This is a genomic window from uncultured Lacinutrix sp. (assembly GCF_947500605.1).
Classification (GTDB): Bacteria; Bacteroidota; Bacteroidia; order Flavobacteriales; family Flavobacteriaceae; genus Lacinutrix.
The window spans coordinates 99,165-120,310 of the sequence record NZ_CANMSJ010000005.1 but is presented as its reverse complement, the minus strand read 5'-3'; the positions used below and the strand labels follow the sequence as shown (position 1 = coordinate 120,310).

The 21,146-nt window shown below is 31.5% G+C and carries 18 protein-coding genes; 11 read left to right on the top strand and 7 right to left on the bottom strand.

Annotated elements, in window-relative coordinates; translation table 11 throughout:
* Positions 1-8: 8 nt before the first annotated feature.
* Both Q0935_RS09100 and Q0935_RS09095 read right to left on the bottom strand, forming a co-directional pair.
* The gene (locus tag Q0935_RS09100; protein WP_299385005.1) at positions 9-2,468 is read right to left on the bottom strand and encodes an exopolysaccharide transport family protein; all 2,460 of its coding nucleotides are present in this window, start codon (positions 2,466-2,468) and stop codon (positions 9-11) included.
* 12 nt (positions 2,469-2,480) lie between these two features.
* A complete protein-coding gene (locus Q0935_RS09095; RefSeq protein WP_299385002.1) occupies positions 2,481-3,281 on the bottom strand; it encodes a polysaccharide biosynthesis/export family protein in 801 nt (266 codons plus the stop codon).
* A 104-nt stretch (positions 3,282-3,385) separates the two neighbouring features.
* Between Q0935_RS09095 and Q0935_RS09090 the strand changes: the two genes are divergently transcribed.
* The 9 genes from Q0935_RS09090 (at position 3,386) to Q0935_RS09050 (ending at position 15,088) form a co-directional block, all read left to right on the top strand.
* Entirely contained in the window at positions 3,386-5,251 is a 1,866-nt protein-coding gene (locus Q0935_RS09090) for an ABC-F family ATP-binding cassette domain-containing protein (protein WP_299384998.1), read from the top strand.
* A gap of 213 nt (positions 5,252-5,464) precedes the next feature.
* Complete coding sequence (locus tag Q0935_RS09085) at positions 5,465-6,238, top strand: O-methyltransferase (protein WP_299384995.1); 774 nt, start codon at positions 5,465-5,467, stop codon at positions 6,236-6,238.
* Positions 6,239-6,672: 434 nt separating this feature from the next.
* Positions 6,673-7,245: a cob(I)yrinic acid a,c-diamide adenosyltransferase gene (locus Q0935_RS09080; protein WP_299251601.1), complete on the top strand. Its 573-nt coding sequence runs from the start codon at positions 6,673-6,675 to the stop codon at positions 7,243-7,245.
* Between the two features lie 340 nt (positions 7,246-7,585).
* A complete protein-coding gene (locus Q0935_RS09075) occupies positions 7,586-7,807 on the top strand; it encodes a DUF2795 domain-containing protein (protein WP_034057512.1) in 222 nt (73 codons plus the stop codon).
* A gap of 284 nt (positions 7,808-8,091) precedes the next feature.
* The gene (gene secA, locus Q0935_RS09070) at positions 8,092-11,445 is read left to right on the top strand and encodes a preprotein translocase subunit SecA (protein WP_299384992.1); all 3,354 of its coding nucleotides are present in this window, start codon (positions 8,092-8,094) and stop codon (positions 11,443-11,445) included.
* A gap of 226 nt (positions 11,446-11,671) precedes the next feature.
* Complete coding sequence (locus Q0935_RS09065; RefSeq protein ID WP_299251595.1) at positions 11,672-12,535, top strand: class I SAM-dependent methyltransferase; 864 nt, start codon at positions 11,672-11,674, stop codon at positions 12,533-12,535.
* Positions 12,536-12,616: 81 nt separating this feature from the next.
* A complete protein-coding gene (locus Q0935_RS09060) occupies positions 12,617-13,024 on the top strand; it encodes a hypothetical protein (RefSeq protein WP_299384989.1) in 408 nt (135 codons plus the stop codon).
* A gap of 34 nt (positions 13,025-13,058) precedes the next feature.
* Entirely contained in the window at positions 13,059-14,231 is a 1,173-nt protein-coding gene (locus tag Q0935_RS09055; RefSeq protein ID WP_299384985.1) for a nitrate/nitrite transporter, read from the top strand.
* A gap of 134 nt (positions 14,232-14,365) precedes the next feature.
* On the top strand, positions 14,366-15,088 hold the full coding sequence (locus tag Q0935_RS09050) for a YARHG domain-containing protein (RefSeq protein WP_299384983.1): 723 nt from the start codon (positions 14,366-14,368) through the stop codon (positions 15,086-15,088).
* A 69-nt stretch (positions 15,089-15,157) separates the two neighbouring features.
* Here the strand turns inward: Q0935_RS09050 and Q0935_RS09045 are convergent, their stop codons facing one another.
* From Q0935_RS09045 to Q0935_RS09030, 4 genes are all read right to left on the bottom strand, one after another.
* Complete coding sequence (locus Q0935_RS09045; RefSeq protein ID WP_299384979.1) at positions 15,158-15,847, bottom strand: peptidoglycan DD-metalloendopeptidase family protein; 690 nt, start codon at positions 15,845-15,847, stop codon at positions 15,158-15,160.
* Positions 15,848-15,894: 47 nt separating this feature from the next.
* Positions 15,895-17,298 carry a hypothetical protein gene (locus Q0935_RS09040; protein WP_299384974.1) on the bottom strand — a complete coding sequence of 468 codons (1,404 nt, stop codon included), beginning with the start codon at positions 17,296-17,298 and terminating at the stop codon, positions 15,895-15,897.
* A 104-nt stretch (positions 17,299-17,402) separates the two neighbouring features.
* Positions 17,403-17,963, bottom strand: coding sequence for a hypothetical protein (locus Q0935_RS09035; protein WP_299384970.1), 561 nt, complete (start codon positions 17,961-17,963; stop codon positions 17,403-17,405).
* On the bottom strand, positions 17,947-18,504 hold the full coding sequence (locus Q0935_RS09030) for an RNA polymerase sigma factor (RefSeq protein ID WP_299384967.1): 558 nt from the start codon (positions 18,502-18,504) through the stop codon (positions 17,947-17,949). Before Q0935_RS09030 ends, Q0935_RS09035 begins: the two co-directional genes overlap by 17 nt.
* Positions 18,505-18,692: 188 nt before the next feature.
* On the opposite strand from Q0935_RS09030, the gene Q0935_RS09025 reads away from it, so the two are divergent.
* A complete protein-coding gene (locus tag Q0935_RS09025; protein ID WP_299384963.1) occupies positions 18,693-19,238 on the top strand; it encodes a DUF2911 domain-containing protein in 546 nt (181 codons plus the stop codon).
* Between the two features lie 152 nt (positions 19,239-19,390).
* Entirely contained in the window at positions 19,391-20,473 is a 1,083-nt protein-coding gene (gene meaB, locus Q0935_RS09020) for a methylmalonyl Co-A mutase-associated GTPase MeaB (RefSeq protein WP_299384961.1), read from the top strand.
* Positions 20,474-20,762: 289 nt separating this feature from the next.
* Here meaB and Q0935_RS09015 read toward each other — a convergent pair whose 3' ends face one another.
* Entirely contained in the window at positions 20,763-21,119 is a 357-nt protein-coding gene (locus tag Q0935_RS09015) for a dihydroorotase (RefSeq protein ID WP_299384958.1), read from the bottom strand.
* Positions 21,120-21,146: the final 27 nt, after the last annotated feature.

Sequence of the window (21,146 nt, the reverse complement as noted above, 5' to 3'; positions counted from 1 at the left end):
ATATTATATTAAAGCTTAAAAAACGTTTTTAATCGCGTAATAAGACTTCGTTTTTCTTTATCGTTTTCATGATAACCATTCCCATAAGCGCCATAACCATAGCCGTAACCATAGCCATAGCCATAGCCATAGCCATAACTTCCTTTTTGATTATAGCCATTATAAATAAAACTTAGATTTTTCACCTCGCCTCGTTTATGTTTATCGTTAATAAGATTTAGCATCCCTTTTTTAGTATAATCTTGTCTTACAACGTACAATGAAGCATCTGCATATTCTAATAATTCTAAAGCATCTGCTACTAAACCTACTGGAGGTGTATCAAGAATTATGTAATCGTATCTTTCTTTTAACTCTACGATTAACGCATCCATTTTGTCACTAATTAACAACTCTGATGGATTTGGAGGTATGGGCCCAGAGGTAATAATATCTAAGTTTTCAACCTCAGTTTTTTGAACAACTCCATCTAAATCCTTTTGTCCAATTAAATAATTAACAGCACCAATATCATTTTTAATATTAAAGTCTCCAAAAATTTTAGGCTTCCTTAAATCTAATCCTACTAACACTGTGCTTTTACCACTAAGCGCTAAAACTGTTGCAATATTAATAGAACAGAACGTTTTACCTTCTCCACTTACAGACGATGTTACCATTACTGTTTTACTACCTTCCAATTCATGCTTTTTATACATGTATTGCAAACTGGTTCTTATAGCTCTAAAAGCTTCGGCAATTGTAGATTTTGGTTTTCTATGTACAGCTAAATTATTGTCTAATGTATTAACGCCAACAACACCTAATAAAGGGATATTAGATTGTGTTTCTAAATCTTTTGGGCTATGTAATTTATTGTCGAAAAAAGTAAACAAAAAGGCTAATAATAATGGTGGAATAATGCCTCCAAAAATAGCAAGCATGTAACGTGAACTTAATTTTAAATCGTTTGCTCCTTTACCGGTATCTTTTGCAGGATCTATTACTAATATATCGCTTACACTTGACGATTTAATAATATCTGCCTCTCCACGTTTTGCTAAAAACACATTATACGTTTGCTCGCTTAAAGCATATTGTCTTTGAATACCTAATAGGTTTTGCTGTGCTTTAGGAAGCTTTCTTATTTTAGACGTTGCAATTCCTATTCTATTATTAACCTCTCCTAATTCACGACGTAATCCATTAGTTGCAGAGCTAATATTCTCTAAAAGCACACGCTTTAAAGATTCTATTTTTTGATTTAAATCTGAAAATATTGAGGCATCACTTCTTACTGACTTCTCGTAATTTGCTTTCTGAACAGATAAGCCATTAATTTTAGAAATATTAGATAATATATTCCCATCGTCTACTCCTGCTATAGAAGGTGCAGGAAGTTCTGTAAAACTATTACTAGTTTCTAGATAACTTTTTAAACTTGCATAATAGGCTAGCTTTCTATTAATACCATCTTTTTCTATTTCTAAAGTAGAAAGTTTAGTATTAATTGTTGTACTCTCTTCATCTAGATTGTAAATTTTATTCTTACTTCTATAAGTATTAATAGAGTCTGAATTTAATGTCAAATCCTTTTTTACGCGATTAAGTTGGCCATCAATAAAATTAATAGTGTTGGTAACAAATTGGTTCTTTCTAGCCAATTGGTCTGCACTTATTACTTCTACCGTTTTATTTAAATAATCGACTATTTTACCTTTATTATAATCTGTCATACTTAAATTTAGTATTGCAGATCCTTTTTGGTTGTTTACTAGAATACGGCCTTTATAACTTGCTACAACGGTATTAAAATCATTAAACTGCAAAAAATACTCTTTATTCTCTTTTATAGACCGTTCTGCATCTAAAACAAGAACACCATTTAAATAAGGTAAAGTAATTGGTTCTCCAATTTTATAACGCTTTGTAAACACACCTAAATTAACATCTATAGGTTTGATTTTTTTATCTGTAAAATTCTGAGCATTAATTACATTTGATGTAAAATCACAACTTATATCAAAATTCTCATCATCTATAAAAGTAATTTTAATAGGCACATTTAATAACTGGTAGCTATCTGGTGATTGTATAAACCTGAATGGAGCAGCTTTATAGACATCGTCTTTTCTAAAACGAGATTGTTTTAGATAACTCATATAAAACTGTAAACTGTCTACAACTTTTTCGTGTATAGAGCGTGATCTTAAAGCTGTTTTAATAGTATTTACTTTCCCAGAAACACCTCCCCAATTAAAGGTTAAACTTGTGTTTGAAGTAAATAAGGGATTTGTATCATCTTCTACAGAAATCTGAGTGCCTAATGTATAAGAATGTTGCTTTCTAATATTTTGTTGATGAATAATAAATATACCTATGCAAATACATAAAATAAACAACCACCAATAACGTAAAGCTCTAAATAAAAAAGCTTTAATATCAAAAGCAGGTTGCTGCGACTCTAAAACATCAAATTCGTCATTCATATTATAATTGTTTTAGAGGTTTTTAGCCAAGAAATATGTTGATACTAAAACCGAAAATATAGAAGCAATAGTAGTTAAGGTCTGTGTTGCAGTTTCTCCTCCTCCTAAAGCCTTTCGCTTTAATGGTTTTACTAAAATAATATCGTTAGATTGAATATAATAATATGGTGATTGCATCGCTACAACATCCGTTAAATCAATACTATGTATTTTTTGCCCACCAGGATATTGTCTAATAATTTTCACATCTGTTCGGTCTCCTGTATTTTTAATATCTCCAGCATTAGCTAGCGCTTCAATAATATTTACACGATCTTGGAATAAAGTATAAACGCCACTTCTTCCAGTCTCTCCAGTAACAGTATAGCGCAAACCAGCCATTTTAACTGTTATAAATATTTGAGAAACGTCTTTAAGATACTTATCTAATAAAGCTTGTTTAACTTTATTATTAATCTCGTCTGTAGTATAACCCAATACGTTTATCTTTCCTAAAATAGGAAACTCTATATTACCATGTAAATCTACCGTAAAACCACTAAAATAAAGTGCCTCTTGCTCAACTCCAGAGCCTTCTTGCGCTACAGGCTGAAAAATAGCTAACAACTCTGTTATTTCACTGTTAGTCGATTTTATATTAATACTAAGAATATCATTAATTTGAACACGGTATGGCTTTCCCATTTCTTTTAACAATAAAGAATCGTTAACTACAGTACCTTTGTCTTGAAGATAAACCACGTCTTTGTTAGTGATACATGAAGAACATAGTACACTGAATAGTATAGCAACAACTACTATAAATTTATTCATTTTAGGGTGCTTTGATTAAACACAAATATAGCCTTTCATCATGAATAACAAAACTAGTGCCCGCTTTTTTGGTTTTTTAACCGTTATTTGTAAAAAAAAAGCCATTGACTTATTTAACTGTTGAAAGTATATCGAAATCTTATGGAGAGCTAACGCTTTTTGAAGACCTCTCTTTTAGTATCCATAAAGGACAAAAAGTAGCATTTGTTGCTAAAAATGGTACTGGAAAAACATCCATTTTAAATATCCTTGAAAAAACTGATGAGCCAGATTCTGGTAATGTTATTTTTAGAAAAGATATTAAAGTATCTTTTTTACCTCAAGAACCGTATTTAAATAGCGATTTAAGTGTTGAAGACACTATTTTTAATAGCGACAACCCTATTCTTGATGTTATTAAAAATTACGAGAAAGCGCTTTTAAATCCTGAAGATGCGGAGGCTTATCAAATTGCATTCGAACAAATGGATATCCAAAATGCCTGGGATTTTGAAACGCAATACAAGCAAATACTCTTTAAATTAAAGCTAGAAGATTTACAACAAAAAGTAAGCAGCATGTCTGGTGGACAAAGAAAACGCCTCTCTTTAGCCAATGCTTTAATTAATAAACCAGATCTTTTAATTTTAGATGAGCCAACAAACCATTTAGATTTAGAAATGATAGAATGGTTAGAAGAGTTTTTTGCTAAAGAAAACATGACCTTATTTATGGTGACGCATGATCGCTACTTTTTAGAGCGTGTATGTAATGAGATTATAGAATTAGATCAAGGCGAAATGTTTTCTTACAAAGGAAACTACTCGTATTACTTAGAAAAAAAGGAAGCGAGAATAGAACAACAAAGTGTAGAAGTTGGTAAAGCAAAACAACTTTTTAAAAAGGAATTAACCTGGATGCGTCGCCAACCAAAAGCACGTACAACCAAATCTAAATCGAGAATAGACGATTTTACCGAAATAAAACACAAAGCAAGCCAACGTAGAAACGACCATGAGATTCAGTTAGAATTAAACATGGAGCGTTTGGGTAGTAAAATTGTTGAACTTAAAAAAGTATCTAAATCTTATAAAGACAAAGTTATTTTAGATGGTTTAGACTACATGTTTCAAAAAGGTGAACGCGCCGGGATTATTGGAAAAAACGGAACGGGAAAATCTACGTTTTTAAATATTTTAACGCAAACCGCTCAACCAGATTCCGGAAAAATAATTATTGGTGAAACTGTAAAATTTGGATACTACACTCAAGGTGGTATTACTCCTAAACCAAACCAAAAGGTTATAGATATTGTTCGTGAATTTGGTGACTATATTCCATTAAAAAAAGGACGTCAAATTAGTGCTCAACAATTATTAGAACGTTTTCTTTTCGATAGAAAAAAACAATATGATTTTGTCGAAAAACTAAGTGGTGGTGAACGTAAGCGTTTATATTTATGTACTGTTTTAATACAAAATCCTAACTTTTTAATTCTCGATGAGCCAACTAACGATTTGGATATTGTAACCTTAAACGTGCTAGAAGCCTTCTTATTAGATTTCCCTGGTTGTTTACTAGTCGTTTCTCACGACCGTTATTTTATGGATAAAATAGTAGACCACTTATTTATTTTTAGAGGCCAAGGTGTTGTTGAAGATTTCCCTGGTAACTATAGTGATTTTAGAGCCTATGAAGATAGTAAACCTGTTATTTCTGATGTTTCTGAAGCTGAGAAAAAAGAAAAGAAGAACTGGAAAAAGAACAACAATGTAAAGCTATCTTATAACGAGCAAAAGGAATACAAAAACCTAGAAAGTAAAATAAAAACTTTAGAATTTGACAAAGTAGAATTAGAGAAAAAATTCTTGGACCCGGAACTTTCTACAGATGAAATTAATAAACTTTCTAATAAGCTTCAAACCATTATAGATAGTATTGAAGAAAAAGAAATGCGCTGGTTAGAGTTAACAGAAAAACTAGAAGGTTAATAGAGTAGGCAGTGTTCAATATTCAATCTCTTTTTTTACTTTTAATATAACATTCATTATTGCTAGTTATTTCTAAAGAATAAAAAAATAATAAATAAGATTATTAATACAGAACCGCCTAGTACTATCTCTCAAACGCTCTCCTCTTTTTTTTCAAAGAGGAAAATGAATTTAAAAGTCCCTTAAAGACACCTAAAGAAAGAGGAGTTCAAAATGTTACATCAAATAATAGCTTACATAAAATTTTTAAAGCGTTCCACAAACCAACATGGAGTCCATTCTCCTTTTGTGTACAACTTAATTACTAAATGTTTTTATGATAAATCTAAACACAATTTATACAAACAAATAACACTATATCGTAAAGCTTTAAAAAAAAGCAAAGACACTATAGATGTTATAGATTTAGGTTCTGGCAGTCGTGTTTTTAAAACAAACCAGCGTTCGGTTTCTAAAATGGCAGAAAAAGTAGGTGCTTCGAAAAAAGAATCTAAATTATTATTTCGTCTTGTAAATTACCTTCAAATTAATACTATTCTAGAATTAGGTACTTCTTTAGGTATTGCAACTCATGCTATGGCTGTTGCAAATTCAGAAATTAAAATGACTTCTATAGAAGGTTGCCCAAATATTTCGGAATACACGAAAAGCACTCTTGGTCAATTCAACATAAAAAACACAGAAATACTTACAGGAGACTTTAACGATATTATTAAACCTTTAGTTTCAAATAAATACGATTTAATCTATTTTGATGGCAATCACCAAAAGCAAGCCACTTTAGATTATTTTGAAACTTTATTACCAACAACAACTAACGATTCTGTTTTTATATTTGATGACATTTATTGGTCTAAAGAAATGACTGAAGCCTGGGAAACAATTAAAAAACATCCTCAAGTTACAGTAACAATAGATACCTTCTTTTTAGGCTTTGTCTTTTTTAGAAGAGAACAAGAAAAAGAACATTTTACAATAAGGATATAAGTATGCTAGTACCTATTATCGCATTATTTGGATTATTACTGTTAGCAAAAGCATTTGTTTCTGTTATTAATCGCAAACGAAAATTAAGAAACAATAAAACTAAATTCAGACAAAAAATGAAGCGCCAATAGTCGTGTTTTATTTTTTATTTAAACTAAATCTATGGATATTCCTTGGCTTCTTATTGCTGTTATTATTGGATTAACACTGGTTTTCTTAAACAACAAAAGTTTAACTCTAAGAAATAAACGCGCTTTTAAGCATTTCTAATATTTTGAAGAAGAGTTAAAGTAAATAATTTTATCCAAAAAGGTTTAGCGTTTAACATATAACTTTTAACTTCGTAAACATGAACCTTTCATAACAGAATCTTTAAACTAAAAAGATATCTAAATGGAAGCAACATGTGACCAATTAAAAAACAAAAAAGACACATGAAAGTATATACAAAAACAGGAGATAAAGGCACAACTGCTCTATTTGGTGGTACTCGTGTACCAAAACACCATATCCGCATAGATAGTTATGGCACAGTAGACGAACTTAACTCGCATATTGGACTTATTCGCGATCAAGATATAAACCAGCAATACAAAAATGTTTTAGCTGTTATTCAAAACAAACTCTTTACTGTTGGTGCTGTTTTAGCAACAGATCCTGAAAAACTAATATTAAAAAACGGAAAAGAACGTTTAAATATAAATAAGATTTCTGCCGAAGATATAGAGCTATTAGAACACGAAATGGATGCTATGAATGAGGACTTACCTCCTATGACGCATTTTGTGCTACCTGGTGGACACCAAACAGTGTCATTCTGTCACATAGCACGCTGTGTATGTAGAAGAGCCGAACGTTTAGCAAGTGCATTAAACGAATTAGAACCATTTTTACCCGAAGCCTTAATGTACTTAAACCGTCTTTCTGACTACCTTTTTGTATTGGCACGAAAGTTGTCTCATGACTTACAAGCAGACGAAGTAAAATGGATTCCTGAAAAGCACTAATACCATGTCTTCTTTAAAATTAAGATAAAATAAAATGATGATTTTTTATTTTATACAAAGTAGAAAAATAAAGCATAGCCTCTGTTAAGGTTTCTTTTTATATTGAAGTAGAAAGTAAAAAAGGTCGTTTTATTAGAATAATTTTAAGGAAAATATGGTACGCAGAGCGAAACAGAAAAACAATATTGAAAATCTGCCATTAAATAACACTGCAAGATATTTAGTATCAAATAGTTTCAGTGAAAAATGACGTTCTTTTTTATTACTGAAAAATAATTCACTTTTTTCTTGCCTATTAATACTAAAAATTTATTTTTGCAAAAAATAAATCTATTAAGAAATGTATTGGACATTAGAATTAGCATCTCATTTAAGTGATGCACCTTGGCCTGCTACTAAAGACGAACTTATCGATTACGCGATTAGAACAGGAGCACCTTTAGAAGTTACTGAAAATTTACAAGCAATTGAAGACGAAGGAGATTCGTACGATTCAATTGAAGAAATCTGGCCAGATTACCCAACAGATGAAGACTACCTCTGGAACGAGGACGAGTACTAGTAATTATGCAACACTGCGTAACTAGTAGTAAAAAATGTAGCAATGCTACGTTTAAACAATAAAAACAAAGGAAAAAAGTCTCAATTTGGGACTTTTTTTGTGCTTTAAAATTTAGCCAACCACAGCTAAAAACGTATATTTAAGCCCTTAAAATTTGGATGTAAATAGCATCTAAAACAAAGGCAATTTAACTAAGCCTAAAAACTAGTTACAACTAACTATAATAATAACTGTGATGTTTTATAACACTAAAACATTACAATCGAAATATAAAATATAAAACTATGAGTTTTTTAGATTCCGTACTAAAACTATTTGTTGGAGACAAATCCAAACAAGATGTGCAAGCCATATCACCTTTAGTAGATAAAATTAAAACCTTTGAAGCTGCTCTAGAATCTTTATCTCACGATGAATTAAGAGCTAAAACTTTTGAGTTCAAAGCTATTATTGCCGAAACGCGAAAGCCTTTTAATGAGCGTAAAGACAAACTTAAAACAGAAGCTGATGCTACCGAAGATATAGACAGACGTGAAGATATTTATCAAGAAATTGATAAAATCGAAGACGAATCTTACGAAGCAGTTGAACAAACTTTAAACGATATATTACCTGAAGCTTTTGCAGTTGTAAAAGAAACAGCAAAACGTTTTACAAACAATACAGAGATTACAGTTACTGCTAGTCCTTTTGACAGAGAAATTTCTGGAATGGGAGATTATGTTACTTTAGATGGTGATAAAGCAACTTGGGCTAACTCTTGGGATGCCGTTGGAAAACCAATTACTTGGGACATGATCCATTACGACGTGCAACTTATAGGTGGTATTGCCATGCACCAAGGTAAAATTGCAGAAATGCAAACTGGTGAAGGTAAAACCTTAGTAGCAACGTTACCTGTGTACTTAAATGCATTAGCCGAAAAAGGTGTGCACTTAGTAACCGTAAACGATTACTTAGCAAAACGTGATATGGCTTGGATGGCACCAATATTCCAATTCCACGGTATGACTATTGATTGTATCGATTACCACAGACCAAATAGTGATGGTCGTAGAAAAGCTTATAATTCTGATATTACTTACGGTACAAACAACGAGTTTGGTTTCGACTACCTACGTGATAATATGGCAAATTCGCCTGACGATTTAGTACAACGTCGTCACCACTTCGCTATTGTCGATGAGGTAGATTCTGTATTAGTAGATGATGCAAGAACTCCATTAATTATATCTGGACCAATACCTAAAGGTAATGAGCACGAATTCGATGCTCTAAAACCTAAGGTTGAAGACATAGTATCTGTACAACGTAAGCAATTAACACAAACTTTAGTAGAAGCTAAAAAACTAATTGCAGATGGAGATACTAAAGAAGGTGGTTTCCAATTACTAAGAGTTTATAGAGGTATTCCTAAAAACAAAGCATTAATTAAGTTTTTAAGTGAAGAAGGTGTTAAACAAATTCTTCAGAAAACTGAAAACCAATACATGGCAGACAACAATCGTGAGATGCCAAAGGTTGATGAAGCTTTATACTACGTTATTGAAGAAAAAAACAATCAAATTGAATTAACAGATAAAGGTGTAGAATACATTTCTGGTAAAGACAATCCAGATTTCTTTGTATTACCAGAAATTGGAATTGCTATTGCTAAAATTGAAGCTCAAGGCTTACCTTCAGAAGAAGAAGCAAACCTAAAAGAAGAATTATTTAGAGACTTCGGTATAAAATCTGAACGTATTCACACTTTAAATCAATTATTAAAAGCTTATGCTTTATTCGAAAAAGACAACCAATACGTTGTTATGGAAAATAAAGTAATGATTGTAGATGAGCAAACAGGTCGTATTATGGATGGTCGTCGTTATAGCGATGGTTTACACCAAGCGATTGAAGCTAAAGAAAATGTAAAAATTGAAGATGCTACGCAAACTTTTGCAACTGTAACACTTCAAAATTACTTTAGAATGTACCGTAAGCTTTCTGGTATGACAGGTACTGCCGTAACAGAAGCAGGAGAACTTTGGGAAATCTACAAATTAGATGTTGTCGAAATTCCTACTAACAGACCTATTGCAAGAAAAGATAAAGAAGATTTAGTTTTTAAAACAAAACGTGAAAAATATAATGCTGTTATAGACGAAGTTACAAGTCTAGCAGAACAAGGTCGTCCAGTGTTAATTGGTACAACTAACGTTGAAATCTCTGAACTTTTAGGAAAGATGTTAAGCATACGTAAAATAGACCACAACGTCTTAAATGCAAAACAACACAAAAAAGAAGCAGATATTGTAGCACAAGCTGGTAACCCAGGACAAGTAACTATTGCTACAAACATGGCAGGCCGTGGTACAGATATTAAATTAAGCGACGAAGTAAAAGCTGCTGGCGGACTAGCCATTATTGGTACAGAGCGTCACGATTCACGTCGTGTAGATAGACAGTTAAGAGGTCGTGCTGGTCGTCAAGGAGATCCAGGTAGTTCTCAATTCTATGTTTCGCTTGAAGATAATTTAATGCGATTATTTGGTAGTGAACGTATTGCCAAAATGATGGACAAAATGGGATTACAAGAAGGTGAAGTGATTCAGCATTCTATGATTTCTAAGTCTATTGAACGTGCTCAGAAAAAAGTTGAAGAAAATAACTTTGGTGTTAGAAAGCGTTTATTAGAGTATGATGATGTTATGAACTCTCAACGTGAGGTGGTTTACAAACGTCGTTTTAATGCCTTAAATGGTGAACGTTTACGTGTGGATTTAGCAAATATGATTTTCGATACTTCGGAAGGTATTGCTGAAACTAACAAAGGTGCTAACGACTTTAAGAATTTCGAATTCGAATTAATTCGTTACTTCTCAATGGCATCTCCAATTACAGAAGGTGAGTTTAATAAGCTTTCTGCTACAGAACTAGCAAAACGTATTTATACTGCTGCTTTCGATCATTATAAAGCTAAAATGGAACGCAATGCAGAAGTTGCTTTCCCAGTAATTAAAGATGTATACGAAAACCAAAGAGATAAGTACAAACGTATTGTAGTACCTTTTACAGATGGTGTAAAAACATTACAAGTTGTTACAGATCTTGAAAAAGCATACGAATCTCAAGGTAAAGAATTAGTTACCGATTTCGAGAAAAACATTACACTTGCTATTATTGACGATGCTTGGAAAACACATTTACGTAAAATGGATGAGTTAAAGCAGTCTGTACAATTAGCGGTACACGAACAAAAAGATCCATTATTAATCTATAAGTTTGAAGCTTTCGAATTGTTTAAAGTTATGATTGACCAAGTAAATAAAGATGTTATTTCTTTCTTATTTAAAGGTGAATTACCAACTGAAAACACAAGCACAATTAGTGAAGCTAGAGACGTAAAAAAGAAAGATAATTTACAGGCTCAAAAAGACGAAATTCCTAATCTAGATGAGCGTTCTGCTCAAAACAGACAAGCAGGAGAAACGCAACCACAAAGGCAAGTAGTAGAAACTATTGTTCGCGATCAACCAAAAATTGGACGTAATGATAAAGTGACTATTAAAAATGTAATGAATGGTGAAAGTAAAACCGTTAAATACAAGCAAGCCGAACCTTTAATAGCTAAAGGTGAATGGGTTATTGTTGAGTAAAATAAAAGAACATTAAAATATAAAAAATCCTGAGGCATATGCTTCAGGATTTTTTTTTGATTTGTTAATTTTTAATATAATTTTTCATAATAAACCACGTTGTTAATTTTAAGTTAGAACATCTTTGGTTTATAGTTCGATGTAAGTTTTCAATTAAACAATAATATCTTATTTTTGGCAGCCTTAAACAAGGCCCTAAATTACAAAAGCAATCACTAATACTTATATGCGCAAAAGCAACACTTTAAGAAATTTATGGTATAATTTACCTACTAAGCAAAAGTATATAGTTAGAAAGCTTTATTATTTCCCAATTGATTTATGGGATAAACTCACAGGAAAAACTAATAAATACGTTCCTTCTAGAGGTTCTATATATACAGGCTCTCCTTCTGGAGCTGAAAAGTTTTTAAAACAAGGTGAACAGCAACTACAACTCTTAACTACTTATATCAATTTAAAACCTACAGATTCTGTTTTAGACATTGGTAGTGGTATTGGTCGTACAGCAATAGCATTATCAAAATATTTAAATAAAACAGGAAGCTACGATGGTTTTGATGTTGTAGAAAAAGGCGTAAACTGGTGTAATTCCAAAATAAACAAAGATTTTCCAAACTTCAATTTTAAATACATTCCTTTATTTAACGATTTATACAATAACAATATAGGGAAAGCCGAAGAATTTCAATTTCCATATCAAGTAAACAGTTTTGATAAAATATTTACTTTTTCTGTATTTACACACATGCAGATTAAAGAGATCTCAAACTATTTTGCAGAAATACACAAAACGCTAAAACCTAATGGAAAGTGTTTATCTACATTCTTTTTATATGACAATGAAAATGAAGACTACATTGCCAACAGAGAACTCTTCAATTTTCCTGTAAAATTTGACGGTTATCGTTTAATGAACGAAACTGTAACCTCTGGAAACATTGCCATTCACAAAACAATGCTAGAAACAATGCTTGATGAGCATAACTTAAAAATTGATAGCATAATTGATGGCTTTTGGAAAGATAAATTAAGAGACACAACTAAAGTTGAATACCAAGACATCGTTATTTTTAGCAAAAAAAGATAACGGTTAAAATTACATTCATTATTTATTTTGTAATTTTATTTATATAACCAATTCATAATTGAGTTTAAAAACCGTAAAATCATGCTTAGAAATATACTTGCAACAATTGTAGGCTTAATAGTAGCTAGTGCTTCTGTTCATTTATTTGAAAATGTTCTTGGACAATCCTTTTTCCCTTTACCAGAAGGTGCCAATGCTATGGATATGGAATGGTTAATAAACAATATGGCTAACATTCCTGTAGGAGCTAAAATATTTGTTATTATAGCACATTTTATTGGACCTATTGCAGGTATGTTAGTGGCTGGATTTATATCTAAAACTAGTATGATTCCTGCGTATATTGTAGGAGTAATAATGTTATTAGCAACCTTCTTTAATATTTTTATGCTTCCAAAAGAGCTTTGGTTTAGACTAGCTGATGGCATATTTGTTATTGCTGGTTTTTTCTTCGGAAAATCTCTAGCCAATCGTTATGTTTTTAATTAATATAAAAGCAGATAAAATTGAATCTCACTACTAATTGAAACATTCTAAGTTAATACTTCCTATAATTGTAATCTCTCAGTTTTGTTGTACATCACTCTGGTTTGCTGGAAACGGAGTAATAAACGATCTTATAATAAACTTCAACCTTAAAGCAACAGCTTTAGGACATTTAACTTCTGCTGTACAATTTGGTTTTATTATTGGCACACTCTTATTTGCTATACTAACAATTGCAGATCGCTTTTCGCCTTCCAAAGTATTCTTTATAAGCGCACTACTGGGTTCATTATTTAATCTGGGTGTTATATGGGAAGGTAATACATTAACAAGCTTACTTATACTACGTTTTCTAACAGGTTTTTTTCTTGCAGGCATTTATCCTGTAGGCATGAAAATAGCTGCCGATTATTACGAAAAAGGACTTGGTAAATCGCTTAGCTTTTTAGTTGGCGCTTTGGTATTGGGTACCGCTTTACCGCATTTATTAAAAGAAATCACAAATACATATCCTTGGGAATCTGTATTGATTACAACATCCACACTTGCATTACTTGGTGGTTTATTAATGCTAATTTTAGTACCTAATGGTCCATACCGTAAGGTGAGCCAGAAAACAGACTTGTTAGCATTTTTTAGTGTTTTTAAAAACAGAACCTTTAGAGCTTCAGCCTTTGGTTATTTTGGACACATGTGGGAACTGTACACTTTTTGGGCATTTGTTCCTTTTATGCTAAAACGATATAGCGAATTCAATACTTCGGCTACATTTAATATTCCCATGTTATCGTTTATTATAATTGGAATAGGTGGATTAGCTTGTATAATAAGTGGCTTTGTATCTATAAGAATAGGTGTAAAACGAACAGCATTTATAGCTTTACTTTTATCCTGTGTATGTTGCTTAATTTCTCCAATAGTTTTTACAACACAATATGAAAGCCTATTTATTGCTTTTCTTATTTTTTGGGGAATGGTTGTTATTGCAGATTCACCACTATTATCTACACTAGTAGTTACAAATGTTGAAGCCGAAATAAAAGGAACAGCGCTTACAATTGTTAACTGCCTTGGCTTTTTAATTACGATAATTAGTATTCAATTTATTTCAAAATTAATCGAATTAACAAACTCTAATGCCATTTATACCGTATTAGCTATAGGCCCTATTTTTGCTTTAATTTCATTACGTAATAAAGCAAAACAATAAATATCTAATGGTTAACTTACTTCTTGAAAAGACTTAATTAAAAACTATTTTTAACAAATTCGACTTTCTTTATTTTTAAATTATCTTCGTCTAAGCTAAAACACTATTAATCAATATCATACTATTTACAATTTATGAAACTAAAAAAACTACTCTTTTTACTTCTATTAGTTTCTTTAAATGCCTTCTCTCAAATTTTAGCTGGTGAAGAAATTAATGAGAATAATTTATCCTCTTGGCATGTAAACAATATAGATGAATACGAAGGTATTTATGCTATAGGCTTCTCTGAGGCTGAGGCGGAATTAACCGTAGCGATACACAATAACCTAATTTGTGTGCAACTTAAATCTGGAGATTGGCTAACCGAAAACGAACAAACAGTAGGTTGGCGCACTAGCTATCTTAACTATACCAACATAAAAATAGATGGTAATAAGTTTTATTCTGATGAAACCAATGGAGAGTTTGTAATCTATAAGATAGGTAATAAAATGATTAAATGTCTAAAATTAAATATTCCGCCAGTACAGACAGGAACAGATAACCAATACGAAATAGCAAGGCGTTTTTCAATTGGAGAAATTACAACTGGAAAACATATTAAAACCAAGTTCGAAGTTAGTAGTCCGGAATATCTAATGTCTTTATCTCTAGTTGAATTAAAAATAATGAGAAACGAAATATTTGCGCGTTATGGTTACACCTTTAAAAAAGGAGGAGCAATGCACATTTATTTTAATGAACAAGATTGGTACAAAGCTGAATTTAATAATGTTGATGCTTTTATTACAGCAATTGAAAAGTTAAACATAGCTGAAATAAAAAAAATTGAAGCATTAAAGATGAATAACTAAAAATTTTGACATTGTTCTTGAAACTAATTGTACAATAAAGGCAATCTTCTCATAATAAATTAAAGCACATTATAGTCCTAAAACAGCTTCTGGATCAACAGTATTCTCTTTATAAAAATCTAAATCTATTAAAGAGCTTACTCCCGGATAATCGCCAACTTTATCTTGTATATCTATAATAATTTGAAAATGTAAATGCGGAGCATAATCACCGTTTACCTCAGCTTCACCTAAATAAGCTATAGTTTGTCCTTGACTTACCTTCTCACCTAATTTTAAGTTAGATAAAGATTCGCGAGACAAATGTCCATAAAGTGTATAGAACACAAAACCCTCTAGCTCGTGTTTTAAGATAATAGTTGGACCATAATCGCCATAATTAGTATTATCATTAAAACTATGTACTTCGCCATTAAAAGCTGCTAAAACAGATGTTCCAGCCGCTATCCATAAATCTAAACCAATATGAATATTCCGTTCGGTTTCAGGATTAGGGTTATTAAAATAATCGCTACGATTATAAATACCACGTTTTTCAAGATAACCACCAAAGGCTACTTTTTTGTTTCTTTCATTAAGGTAATTGGTAATATAGGTGTCCCAATCTTTAGAAGATGAAATATCGAAGTTTTGTAAGTCTGTATTAGCTTCAGATAAATCGATTGGTGTGTAGTCACTTTTAGAAATGGAAGCATCTATTACACATATATTTTGTGCAGTTAAAGCTGCCAAGCATGTTTTGAAGTCTGTTGAATTCATATTTAATACGTAAAAACGATCATTAATATTGAACTCAAAAATAAAATTTATTCAGCAATAACGTTGCTATACTTTGCATTAATTACAATGGTTTTATTAGAGCCTCCATTGTTTGGGTTATGCGTTATTGTTTTATTGTTTGTTTTCTCTTTATTAAATTTCGATTGATTGCCTTTAAAATACAAGTTATAGTTTATTGCTTTTGGCAGGTTTAAAAGCGCATCGCTATTCTCTAAAACAATATGGAGGTTATTAAAATCTTCGGTAATATTCTGTACATATAAATCTCCAAAACTACCATCTATAACAGAGTTTCCACTTAAATTCTCTATATCTATATTAGAAGACACCGCATTAAGCATTAAATCTTTAGCCGATTTAATACTAGTTTTAGAAGCATAGTTTAGCTTTAAAGCACCTTCATTCCATGATTGAATAGACGCATTAGAATATGAAATATTGATGGAAGCGTTGCTTCCATCAATACTATTAGCTAAAAATTTACCGTGAGAAATAGTAATGTCTGGATTACTAATTACAGATGCCATTTTAAGTTCTCCATGTCTAACATCAAGCTTTAACTTGGCTTTTTTAGGCATTTTAATCTTTATGGTTTTTATTAACTCATGTGTTTTATTAGAGTTCTCAAAAAGGTTTTTAGATTTCGAATCTCCAAACGCTTCTTCCATCTTTTCTTCGAAAGCCTTACCAAACTCTTCTCCCCATTTTTCCATTGCTGGTGCTAGTTTTTCTTCAAACTGTTTACCAAAGTCTTCTCCCCATTTCTCCATTTTCTTCTCGAAATCTTTACCAAAACCTTCTTCGATAGCTTTTTCAATATCTTTACCAAGGTTTTCTCCCCAATTTTCCATGCCTTTCTCAAACGAATCTAAGTCTGATTGTTTTATGCTTTTAGCCCATTGGCGCATTTCATTTTCATACTCTTCACCATATTCTTTTCTGTACTTTTTACTCCAAGAGTTTAAATATGGCTCACCTTCTTCTTGATATTTATCAAAATCGAAATCCATATTATAGTTGCCATCTGGAGATTTTGGAATGCGTAATACGTTTAAAGCTTCGGGTAAATCTTTTAAAGATTCTAAGCTGCTTAAGCCTTCTAACAAAGGACCTAGGTTTAAATTAAAATCCATATTAGATAAAGCTTCAATAGATTCTTCGTTTAAAATATTAACACTCATATCCTCTGTCCAAAGTCCTTGCGAGCCTTTAGAGCGAATTGTTATTGCATTACCTTCCGTTTCGATATCTAAATCCCAAGATTTCAAAGCCAATTTAAGATCTTCTTTGCTTAATTTTTTACTTTCAATATAAGCTTCAATCTCTACGTAATCTTTATTCCAAGTATCTACCTCTACATTAGTGTGGCTAGCATCTAAATAGATTGTAGACTGTTTACTTGCCTTTACTGTTTCCTTTGTTTTTGTCAATCTGTTTTGCGCTAAGGCACTACAGGTTACAAAAAAACAAAGCATGCTGATATATATATGTTTCATGTTTTTATTTTTTTGATTTGTTGAATTCATTTTCAACATTAAAATTGATTAGCATTTACCGTATTCAAGTCCTTTAATTGTTCTTTTAAACGATACATTAAGTTTAATCTTAATTTTAAATTACTAATAAGCGCATCTACAGTTAACTCGTCTGGACCTTCGTTTGTAAGCTCTATATTTAGACGTTTGTATTCTGCTTTAAGCTCGTCTAATCGTTTTACATAACCATCAAACAGTTCTTTGTTTTCTGGTGTTAGTTTTACTTTAGACAGTTCTATATTAATATTAGCGAGATAATAATCTTCAACCTTTTTTAAGTTTGGAGAAATATCTCCAATTGTTTTTGTTTCAATAGGTGCTACATCTGTAACGGTAATACCTTGGGTGTTTTCGGCATTAAAAAATTGAAAACCTCCAAAACATAAACCTAAAAACACGACAACACTTGCTGCAATAGACAGCCAATTAAATTTCTGCTTTTTCTTTTCTGGCAAAGTCGTTTCTAGTTTGTTTAGAAATCGTACTTCGTGACCAGATGGCATGCGCTCTGTAGACTGTTTGTTGTCTGCTTCAAAAAGGTCTCTAATATCTTTCGCCATAACTCTTATGTTTTAGTAATTCTTTTAATTTCACTTTTCCTCTAGACAATTGTGTGCGTGATGCGACTTGCGTTATGTTTAATATTTCGGAAATCTCCTCATGGTCATACCCTTCTATTAAAAACAACATTAACACATACTTGTACTTGTCTGGCAGATTATTAATTGCTGCTTTAATTTCGTCCAGAGTTGTTGTATCGTCCACCAACCAACTGTTATTCTCATTAGTATCGATCACTTTTAAATGAACGTCTTCTAACTCAACCAAACGCTGCTTTTTTAGTTTGAGATAATCGATACTTTTATTAATAACAATTCGTTTTAACCAAGCTCCAAAAGTAACATCGCCCTTAAACTGGTGCAGTTTCGAAAATGCTTTTATAAAAGATTCTTGTACTACATCTTCTGCCTCTGCGGTGTGGTTTACAAAACGTTTTGCAATACAATACATACCATCACAATACTGGTTGTATAATTGCAATTGTGCCTTGCGATTGTTTTGTTTACACAATTCAATAATATTTAATTGAACGACTTTCACTTATTGGTTTTTGGTTAGTTTATTTTCGAACTCACATTAAAGACGAGTCAAAACTTAAGATGTTGCAAAAAAGTTTCATTTTTTTTTAAAGATAGCAACAAAAAATATTAAAATCGCGTTAAGATATTGACCATCCTTAGCTTTTAAAGTATCTTTACTAACTTTAATTAATCCTAATAAATTTCCCTATGAAACGGTTTATCGTTTTTTTACTTGTTATCATTTTTGCCATTGTTGGTTATTTCTATTATACAAAAACAGGCATTTTTGAAGAACGTAAGAGTCCTAAAGACACAGTCGCTTTTAACTTAAACGATTTAAAATTAAGAATTTTCTACAACAGACCGTCTAAACGTAATCGTGAAGTTTTTGGAGCATTAGTACCTTTTAACGAGGTTTGGAGAACTGGAGCAAACGAGGCGACTACTTTTGAAACTAACAAAGCTTTAAAAGTTGGAAACGACTCGCTTCCTGCAGGAAAATATACACTTTGGACTATCCCTAACGACACCTCTTGGAATATAATGTTTAATGCCAAACAATATAAATGGGGAGTTGACGAGACTATGAAACCTATGCGTATTCCAGAATTTGATGTTGCTAGTTTCTCTGTTCCTGTTCAAAAACTAGACAAACCTGTAGAGAAATTTACTATCGCTTTCGATAATTCTACAGATAATTTATCTTTAACTATGGCTTGGGATGTTGCAAAAGTTGTGGTACCGTTGAAATAGATAGTGTTCAGTTTTCGGTATTCAATTATTTACTCTTGTGTTTTAAATGAGTATTTAATTATTGTATTTCTGGAACTTTTAAAATAATACTTTTGTCTTATTGAGGGCAGTCGAGACGTTTTTATTACATTTACTTTTCATATAATTTAGTCGTGGCAAATCATAATAAATCAGCATTAAAAGAAAACGATGGTATTTCTAATCCAGAAATAACCAGCGATAATGCTATTGCTAAGATTAAAGAACGCCGAAAACAAAAAAAGACTACTAATACTTTAGTAAAATCCATTTTAGAAGGTAATATTACGGCCTTAAGTCAATCTATTACTTTAGTAGAAAGTAAAAACTCGAAACACTTAGAGCAAGCCAATGCTGTTATAAAAGCATGTTTACCTCATGCTAACAAATCTATTCGTATTGGAATTACCGGTGTTCCCGGTGTTGGAAAAAGTACTTTTATAGAGGCTTTTGGAAGTTACTTAACTAGTATTGGCAAAAAGGTTGCTGTATTAGCAGTAGACCCAAGTAGCTCGCTTACTAAAGGTAGTATTTTAGGCGATAAAACTAGAATGGAAGATTTAGTAAAAGATAAAAATGCTTTTATTAGACCAAGTCCTTCTGGCACTTCTCTTGGTGGTGTTGCTAGAAAAACACGCGAGTCTATTATTTTATGTGAAGCTGCAGGATTCGATACAATTATTATTGAAACCGTTGGTGTTGGCCAAAGTGAAACTGCCGTGCATAGTATGGTAGATTTCTTTTTATTATTAAAACTCGCTGGTGCTGGAGACGAACTTCAAGGTATAAAACGCGGTATTATAGAAATGGCAGATGCTATTGCTATTAATAAAGCCGATGGCGACAATGCTAAGCGTGCTAAATTAGCTAAAGTTGAGTTTAATCGTGCCTTGCATTTGTATCCAATAAAAGCATCTAAATGGCAACCAAAGGTAATAACCTGCAGTGCTATAGAAAGCCAAGGTATTGAAGAAGTCTATAACATGATTATGGAATACTTAAAACTAACTACCGAAAATAATTACTTCTATTCTAAACGAAACGAGCAGAACAAATTCTGGTTAATACAGACTATTGAAGATCAGCTTAAAAGTGAATTCTTTAATAATACTGAAATTAAAATTGCGCTTAAAAAACAATTGGAGCTTATTGAAGCTAATGAAACTACACCTTTTGTTGCTGCTGAATATTTGTTGGGATTAGGTAACGGTAATTAGAATTGTTTAGATTCTTCGCTTTGCTCTGAATGACGGAAATACTAATAAATCAAGATTAAACTAATATTTAAAATAGTAGATTCTTCGCTTTGCTCTGAATGACAGAAATACTAATAAATCAAGATTAAACTAATATATAAAACAGTAGATTCTTCGCTTTGCTCTGAATGACAGAAATACTAATAAATCAAGATTGAACTAATATTTAAAATAATAGATTCTTCGCTTTGCTTTGAATGATATTAATACTGTTCTCTTTTAAATATTAGTTGATGATTTTAAAGGCTATTTAAATTTTCACCAGCTCCTTAGTCTCAATTGCTTTATCAACAACTACAGTTACATATTTATGGCTATTAAAAAACTTCTTTTTAGAAGCTAATTTAATTGTTGCAATCAACTGTCCATCTTTATCCTCTTTAACAGAAGTAACTTCAACTTTTTCTCCTACAATATTCTTATAACTAACAATACCACCTTTTTTAATAATAAAATTAGCCTTTGGGAAATTTATGTGATTGTAATTATCGTTAGCTTCGCCAATAACAAAAACATCGCCAATGGCAACATTAGAAGTATTGCTTTGAGCGTAAATAGATACCGATAATAAGAACATTAAAAACGTAAATAACACAGTCTTTTTCATAATTATAAAATTTAATATTTTTGTTAT